Raw genomic sequence first — 5,588 nt, forward strand, 5'->3', positions numbered from 1 at the left:
AATCGTTATGTCCGGTATTGTCGGCATCGGCTTTTTCATCTGGGATGCCTATCAACCTGCCCCCTGCCCCCTGCCCCCTTCCTTCTGCTATATAAGATTCTTTAGAGGATCAAGTAGCTAGGACTAAGACAGAACCACGCTCAATCTTAGCTTGGTAAGTTTTCAGTGGTTTTTTAGCAGGGCCGTCTTGTGCCTTGCCATCACGAGCAAATTTTGCCCCATGACAGGGACAAACAAATTTACCTTCCTTGGCTTTCCAGTCAATCGTACAACCTTGATGAGTACAAGCTGGATTCACAGCAATCAAATTTTTGGCGGTTTTAGATGTGCCAACTACCAATACTGCACCAATTGGGGAATTTTCTACCAAGAGTTGACCAGTTTTGTCTAATTGTGCCACAGTACCCACCTTTTGCCAGCCTTTAGTAGCAGCATTAGATCCAGCATTAGCTGATGTACTGGTATCGGGAGAACAGGCTGCAATTGCGACAGGTAAGGAACTAGCTAAACAACCTAATCCCACCCAATTTATAAATTCACGACGTTTCATATTTGCTAGTAATCAGTATGTGATTTTTCATCTATTATTACTGGCAAAGGTTGATAATGTCATTTTTTAGCTATAATCCCCTTCCTATAACTAAGTAGGTTGGCGTTAAAAATTGTCGTTGGGATAAGGCAGGAGGCAGGGAGCAGGGGAAAAATTTCTTCCTTCTTCTTCTTCTTCCTTCTTTCTCCTGACTCCTGACTCCTGACTCCTTGATTCCTGACTCCTGACTCCTACTGTAATAATTCTCCGTTATCAAAAATGGTGATCATCAAATTTATCTATGGATGAAGATGTCATTCTATAGTTAACATCAAAATTATCTATTTCATGCCTTATTTATGTGATTAAATCAACCTAAAGTTACGGGAATCATAGTTGAGAATAATCATTGTCATCAATCAAAGAATATATATAAAAAACTTGTTATAAAATTAAGTCTAAATTATAAATTTTTACTTATATGTCTAATCTAATATTTATTTAATAATTACCTTGCAAAGTTGATCCATTTCCTAAAAAAAACTGTAAACTAATTTTAATTGGTTCAGAGATTGTTTTGCATCTTAACCCAACGACCCAAGGTAATTAAACTTTGTTCCCATAGCGAAATCAGCCTTTTAATACCGAAAAGGCTATTTTTTTAGTGCATTAGCCAGAGATTCTTATAATCTTCCTTTAATTGTGATGTCTAATGTATGACTAAAAAATATGCTTAAAAAATAACTTTGTAAATCAAGGAAATGTATTTATGTCTGAATTTTTTAATCAGGTTTCTCGTCGTAAGTTCATAGTCACTGCTGGAGTTTCAGCCAGTGCAGTATTACTCAAAGGCTGTTTAGGAAATCCACCGGAAACAGGTGGTAATTCTCCAACATCAGCAGTTCAACCAGTTGCTAATATTAGCCCAGAACAAAAACCAGAAACCACAAAAGTTAAACTTGGATATATTCCCATTGTTGAGTCTGCACCATTAATAATTGCTTTAGAAAAAGGCTTTTTTACGAAGCATGGGATGTCAGATGTAGAACTTTCTAAACAAGCTTCTTGGGGTTCAGCAAGAGACAACGTAGAAATTGGTTCTGCTGGTGGTGGTATTGATGGTGGTCAATGGCAAATGCCCATGCCACACTTAATTACAGAAGGAAAAATTACTAAGGGTAATAAACCAATACCCATGTATGTTCTAGCGCAGTTAGTTACTCATGGTAATGCAATTGCGATCGCCAACAAACATCTAGGGAAAGGTATTAGCTTAAAACTTGATGCAGCTAAACCCCTATTTGCCCAACTCAAATCCTCCACACCCTTCACCGCAGCTTTCACATTCCCCCACGTTAACCAAGACTTATGGATTCGCTACTGGTTATCAGCTAGTGGAATTGACCCAGATGGAGATGTCAAATTATTAACAGTACCAGCAGCGCAAACCGTCGCTAACATGAAAACCGGCACAATGGACGCTTTCAGCACCGGCGACCCCTGGCCATTCCGCCTTGTTAACGACAAAATTGGCTTCATGGCGGCATTAACAGCCGAAATTTGGAAAAATCACCCCGAAGAATATTTTGCCATGAGAGGCGATTGGGTTGACCAACATCCCAAAGCTACAAAAGCCTTATTAAAAGGGATTATGGAAGCCCAACAATGGTTAGATAACTTTGATAACCGCAAAGAAGCCGCAGAGATTCTCGCCGTTAAAAAGTATTTTGGTTTATCCTCCCCAACAGTTCTGGCTGACCCATTCCAAGGTAAATATGATATGGGTGATGGTCGGAAAATAGACGATAAATCAATGGCTGCCTATTACTGGAAAGATGCTAAAGGTAGTGTTTCTTATCCTTACCAAAGTCATGATTTATGGTTCATTACCGAAAACGTCCGTTGGGGATTTTTGCCACAAGATTACATTACCAATGGTGCAGCCAAGGCTAAAGAATTAATCAAAAAAGTGAACCGCGAAGATATTTGGAAAGAAGCAGCTAAAGAATTAGGAATACCTGCGGCTGACATTCCTACCAATACCTCTCGTGGAGTAGAAGAATTTTTTGATGGAGTCAAATTCGACCCGGAGAAACCAGAAGAATATCTCAAGAGTTTAAAAATCAAAAAAGTCAGCGTTTAATAGATAAATATATCTAAAAAAGTAGAGATGTTCCCTATAAAGTCTCTACACGGGTTTACAAAATGCAGATTTAACTTTCACAAAATACCCATTAACCATTCATAAATTTGAGGAAAAATCCATGACCATAGCCCAAAAACGTGCCACAAGTCCTAAATTCGAGAATAAATTTTTATCGGGTTTACAAAAACAACTTCCTGAACTTATCCCCCCAGCTATTGCGTTATTTATCTTTCTAGCCATTTGGCAAGTATTTTCTTGGACTCCAGGGGCAACATTACCCGGACCAATTCAAGTTGTTCAAGATACTTGGATCTTGATTTTATATCCCTTCTATGACAAAGGAGGCACTGATAAAGGACTTTTTTGGCAAATCTGGGCTAGTCTCCAACGGGTTGCTATTAGCTATACATTGGCGGCGATTGTGGGTATTGGTGTGGGTGTTTTGATTGGTGTTAATAAAACCATGTCAAAAGCTTTAGATCCTTTGTTTCAGTTATTAAGAACAGTTCCTCCTTTAGCTTGGGTTCCTATTTCTTTAGCAGCATTACGCCAAAACGAACCAGCAGCATTATTCGTAATTTTCATCACCGCAATTTGGCCGATCCTCATTAACACTGCGGTGGGTGTAACGCAAATTCCTCAAGACTATAACAACGTTGCTAAAGTTCTCCAACTTTCTAAAAAAGAGTATTTCTTTAACATCTTAATTCCCTCCGCATTACCATACATTTTTACAGGGTTAAGAATTGCCATTGGTTTAGCTTGGTTGGCGATTATTGCGGCAGAAATCGTTATGTCCGGTATTGTCGGCATCGGCTTTTTCATCTGGGATGCCTATCAAAATAACAACGTTAGTGAAGTAATTTTGGCTTTAGTTTATATCGGTGTTGTTGGTTTAATCCTAGATAAACTCATGGCTGCATTACAAAACTGGATTTTACCAGAACAAAAGTAGAGAATGGGAGCAGAGGAGCAGAGGAGAATATTTTTCTTCCTATTACCAATTACCAATTACCAATTACCAATTACCCAATACTAAAACTATGTCTATATTTGTTGCTGTTGATCAAATTGATAAAGTTTTTGAATTAACTGGCGGCGGTCAATATATCGCCCTGAAAAACATTAATTTAGAAATCAAAAAAGGTGAATTTATCTCTCTTATTGGTCACTCTGGTTGCGGTAAATCAACGCTTTTAAATATGATTGCCGGTTTAGATTTGCCCACAGAAGGATTAGTAACTCTGGAAGGACAAAGGATTAAAAAACCAGGACCAGATAGAATGGTAGTATTTCAAAACTATTCGCTTTTACCTTGGCGAACAGTGAGAGAAAATATTGCCTTAGCAGTAGATTCAGTATTAAATGGAATGCCCGCAGCCGAACGGAAAGAAATCATCGAACAGCATATAGATATGGTAGGTTTACGTCCCCATGCTGATAAACAACCAGGGATGTTATCAGGTGGACAAAAACAACGAGTAGCGATCGCTCGCGCCTTGGCAATTCGTCCTAAACTATTACTATTAGACGAACCCTTCGGTGCTTTAGATGCCCTAACTCGCGGTAATTTGCAAGAACAATTAATGCAAATTTGCGAAGAAAACGAAGTTACCGCCGTCATGGTGACACACGACGTAGACGAAGCCGTTTTGTTATCTGACAGAATTGTCATGTTAACCAACGGACCAGAATCAAAAATTGGCGACATTTTAGAAGTAGATATTCCTCGTCCTCGTAAACGCATGGAAGTAGTAAAACATCCCAGTTACTACACCTTACGAAGTGAAATGATTTACTTCCTTAACCAACAAAAACGAGTCAAAAAAATTCGGGCGCGGAAAACCGCAGCAGTGGTTCGTCATGGTTTAGAAAAAGTTAATTTAGAAATTGGCTTCTTACCCATTACAGCTTGCGCCCCCCTGGCGATCGCCAAAGAAAAAGGCTTTTTCATCAAACATGGTCTGGATGAGGTTAATTTAGTCCGGGAAAGCAGTTGGCGGGGAATTGTAGACGGGATGACGGGGGGATATTTAGATGCGGCACAAATGCCCTCTGGAATGCCAATGTGGTTAAGTTTGGGAGGCAATAAAAACGAACCCTTACCCGTTGTCACCGCCCTCACGATGACCCGCAACGGTAACGCCATCACCTTAGCAAAACGCTTTTATGAAGAAGGTGTACATAGCTTATCCGACTTCAAAAAATACCTCCTAAAAACCCGCGAACAAACACACAGAATGGGTGTAGTTCATCCCGCATCCATGCACAATTTACTCCTCCGTTATTGGTTAGCAGCAGGAGGAATTGATCCCGACAATGATGTGGATATGAAAAATATCCCCCCTGCCCAAATGGTAGTAGATTTAAAAGGTGGAACTATTGACGGTTATTCTGTAGGTGAACCTTGGAATTATCGGGCAGCAGTTGAAGGTTCAGGCTTTACAATTGCCACAGATTTAGAAGTTTGGTTAGGACACCCCGGTAAAGTTTTAGGCGTGCGAGAAGATTGGGCAGAAGCTTATCCGAATACCCATATTGCCTTAACCAAAGCCTTATTAGAAGCTTGCCAATATTGTGCAGATCCTGCCAATGCCCAAGAAGTCCGGCAAATTTTAGCAAGTCGGGATTATGTCAGCACAGATATTGAATATATCCAACTGGAAAACCCCAGTAGTGATAGTTGTGACTTAGATTATCCGATGCGGGAATATGCCCATCACCAATTTTATTCCGAGTCTGCCATTAACCGCCCCAGTCGGACAGAACAAATTTGGATTATGACTCAATTAGCGAGGTGGGGTGATACTCCCTTCCCCAGAAACTGGGTAGAAATCGTCGAACGAGTGTGTCGAGTCCGCGTTTTCAGTACAGCAGCCAGAGAACTAGTGGTCTGTCAGTTTTCTATTTGTG

At 40.1% G+C, this 5,588-nt stretch carries 5 protein-coding genes; 3 read left to right on the forward strand and 2 right to left on the reverse strand.

From position 1 onward, the window contains the following. Positions 1–109 precede the first annotated feature (109 nt). Together FJR05_RS06920 and FJR05_RS06925 are read right to left on the reverse strand one after the other, a co-directional pair. Positions 110–550 carry a ubiquinol-cytochrome c reductase iron-sulfur subunit gene (locus tag FJR05_RS06920; RefSeq protein WP_168643436.1) on the reverse strand — a complete coding sequence of 147 codons (441 nt, stop codon included), beginning with the start codon at positions 548–550 and terminating at the stop codon, positions 110–112. Between the two features lie 70 nt (positions 551–620). Next, positions 621–806, reverse strand: coding sequence for a hypothetical protein (locus FJR05_RS06925; RefSeq protein WP_168643437.1), 186 nt, complete (start codon positions 804–806; stop codon positions 621–623). Positions 807–1,298: 492 nt separating this feature from the next. On the opposite strand from FJR05_RS06925, the gene FJR05_RS06930 reads away from it, so the two are divergent. From FJR05_RS06930 to FJR05_RS06940, 3 genes are all read left to right on the forward strand, one after another. Further along, positions 1,299–2,672 (forward strand): CmpA/NrtA family ABC transporter substrate-binding protein, encoded by a 1,374-nt coding sequence (locus FJR05_RS06930; protein WP_168643438.1) that lies wholly within the window; start codon positions 1,299–1,301, stop codon positions 2,670–2,672. A 121-nt stretch (positions 2,673–2,793) separates the two neighbouring features. Next, positions 2,794–3,630, forward strand: a complete 837-nt coding sequence (ntrB, locus tag FJR05_RS06935) for a nitrate ABC transporter permease (RefSeq protein WP_168643439.1) — start codon at positions 2,794–2,796, stop codon at positions 3,628–3,630. A gap of 88 nt (positions 3,631–3,718) precedes the next feature. Continuing rightward, positions 3,719–5,588 (forward strand): nitrate ABC transporter ATP-binding protein (locus FJR05_RS06940; protein ID WP_168643440.1); only part of this gene is annotated, 1,870 nt, incomplete at its 3' end.

Source organism: Dolichospermum sp. UHCC 0259, assembly GCF_009711935.1.
Lineage (GTDB): Bacteria > Cyanobacteriota > Cyanobacteriia > Cyanobacteriales > Nostocaceae > Dolichospermum.